This window comes from Bradyrhizobium sp. Ai1a-2 (assembly GCF_000426245.1).
GTDB lineage: Bacteria > Pseudomonadota > Alphaproteobacteria > Rhizobiales > Xanthobacteraceae > Bradyrhizobium.
Map to the genome: position 1 here is coordinate 1 of NZ_AUEZ01000200.1, position 2,722 is coordinate 2,722.

A 2,722-nucleotide genomic window follows, 5' to 3' on the forward strand; every position below is an offset into this window, starting at 1 on the left:
AACCTCGTGAAGCTCGCTAACCTCGCAAGGCCCCCATGAGCGGGATTTCGTGTCGAAATGCGCCAACCAGAAAGCTATCTGGACGGGCTCCTAGAGCTTCGGTTCTGATTCAATCAGAACCGAAGCTCTAGGCGCCAATCGCCAGCGCCAGATAGATCGCGGTTGCAACCAGACCCAGCGCAGTGCGCACCGCATGCATCCCGCCCCAGGAGACGACGAGCGCACGCGACGCGCTATTGGCCTGCTCGGGCGGCCACGCCTCGATCCGCTTGTTGGTCGGCAGCATCACCAGCAGCGTGTAGGGCCAGTTCGCCAGCATCAGCACCGCCGCGACCGACCACCGCCAATCCTGCAACTGCCAGCTCGCAAGAAACCCAAGCAGCGCCGAGATGACGGCAAGGCTCGCCTGCATCGCAAAGCCGCGCGCATAACTCGGCTTCCACTGCCGCAGCAGGCTCGCATCGTCGAGCAAAAGCCGCGCCGGCTGCTCGGCAACGTTGATATAGAACGCCGTCCCGGCAAACGCCGCCGCGGTGACAAGGGCGAACAGTCCGGCCACCATTGTTCCTCCACAGCAAAGCCGACGCGCCTTCCTGAGTCAGTATGAATGCATGTTGACTTGCTGCAAGCCCCTTCGCCCGACCGCGAAACCGACGCGGTGGCGCAACTGATCCTGGTAGTGTTCCGCCTTAACGGCAGCTAAATCGCGGCCGGCGACCGCCTCGTCGCCAACTACGGCCTAACCAGCGCCCGTTCGCAGGTGCTAGACTCCATCGGAAGCGCTAGGTGATTTGGGGTGGCCGCAGATCACGGGCGCGCAGACATCCTCGCCGCCCGTGTGTTCTCCTATATGATTGCGAGCGATTTTAGATTTGGATCGCTCTTTTTGGCCTTCTCGTTGAACTCCAAAGTGCCTGGCCGCACGAGACATGAGCATCTTGGCGAGAATGCCTGATCGTCCAGGCTAGGCGATCGCGAGAGCGCATAATTGACGATCTACTTTTAAAATCGAATATCTTCGTCAAAATCTTCGTGTTGTTGTTCATTCCGTCTCCAGCTCCAAGGATCAAACATCGTTAGTCTTTCGGTCCGCGCCAAGGCATTCAAGAACCCCGCCGTGTCAATCTTAGCGAAACCATCCAATCGCGCGGTCGATTCCTTAAGAGTGTACTCAAGCTCCGACTTAACTACGTCCCGATCCTGGTGGGTATAGACAAGACTCGTGGAAATCGCGTCGATAAAGACCAGAAATTGCAGGATATTCTCAGGCGTGTTTTCGCAATTTAGCTCAACCAAAAAGTTAACTATTGGACTGCCGGGAAGTAGGCGAGGAGCTCCCATCGAAACAACGCCGAAATAATCCTCCAAACCTGACGTTGGAAATGTCTGGACTGGTAAGAAAACCGAGTGCCCCCTTCCAAATCGCCTACGTCTTTCTTCTCTAGCTCGTCGAAAATGCCGAAGCTCATCTTGCATTTCTTTCAAAGCGCTACGTTCAACTTCGACGGCGTTGATCCATCTCTTATCCTTTGGGGTGGACGGGAGCCATCGCGCGTCAATCCGTCGATCGACCAGTGAGGCTCGTATTTCGGCTAATTCAAAGTTCGTTTCTAGCAACTCGCGCGACAGAGCTGAGCTTGCCATGCTAGTAACTAGGTTCCCCGAAGGAAGAGCCGCCCCCTTGAACTTCGAAAACTCGGCAACCTGCTTACACGTAATGTGGGCTGGAGTATCAGTTAAGAGGTCCACCAGTGACGAGAATGCTCGCGATTCAACAGTCCAAAAGCTCCCTTCACTGTAGAGGTCACTTGCAGAAGCCGCTCGACGTCCTTTGTCATCTTCCACCATAATTAAGGGAAAATCACGAAAGGATTCTAGTTGTGCGCCGCTTATCGGCAACGAATACAGCGGACCGGCGACAAATGGGAATTGGCTAACGGCATAGCTCAACGAGAAGCCTTCTTGGTCTTGAAGGCGCTTCATCTCGGTCTTCACTTGTTCCAGGTAAGCATTGAAGATTGTCGATGACAGATCGACCTTGTTCGCTTCCGATTCTAAGGACGATCGCGCCACGTTTGTTTTCGGCGCATCCTTTCCAGTACAATTAACAATACACAGGATGGAAGTGTGCTGCGGCCGCCGCGGCGGCTCGAATTCAACGCGTATTCCTTCGACGCATATACCAAGCGGAGGGATAGCCTTCGTTCTCTGCTGACTTGCCTCCGAGTACTGAAGAAAGCTTCGGTCGCGAAAATGGCTGTTGTAGAACGTTGCAAATGCAATCGTCGTTCCGCCGACTTGGCGCTGATGGACTTCAATCAAGCTTCGACTAACGCCGGACTGAGTCTTCGATAAATATTGCTCGATAGCTTCCTTTGGCGACCTAAAGCCGATTCTGACTGCTGGAGCCGAGTCAATCCGCGCAAATATCTCACAACGCGGAAACAGAATCCAAGCTTCCAGAGCACGCAGTACGTCTACATTCTTGGCGCTTGCCCTAATCTTAAGGACAATTTTTGTGCCATGAGGACCAATCTCTTTAGCTTCGTCGCTTTGACCCTTGTCAAGCAGTCGGATTAAGTATTTCCCATGAACCGAACGAAGAGAAATTCGTCGGCCTGCCGGTTCATCGTAAGCGGAGCTCTGCGGCCCTCTTGAATGGCGCTTGACGCCTATTTTGTTCGCGTGGCGCGTCGCCGCGGTTTCCATGTGTCGGACAACG

2 protein-coding genes are annotated in these 2,722 nt (G+C 54.4%); both read right to left on the reverse strand.

All coding sequences use genetic code 11. The annotated features are described in order from the left end of the window. Positions 1-127: 127 nt before the first annotated feature. Entirely contained in the window at positions 128-559 is a 432-nt protein-coding gene (locus K288_RS0143005) for a DUF1772 domain-containing protein (protein WP_027584827.1), read from the reverse strand. A 443-nt stretch (positions 560-1,002) separates the two neighbouring features. Continuing rightward, the coding region (locus K288_RS53320) for a hypothetical protein (protein WP_210164448.1) at positions 1,003-2,722 on the reverse strand (1,720 nt) is incomplete at its 5' end.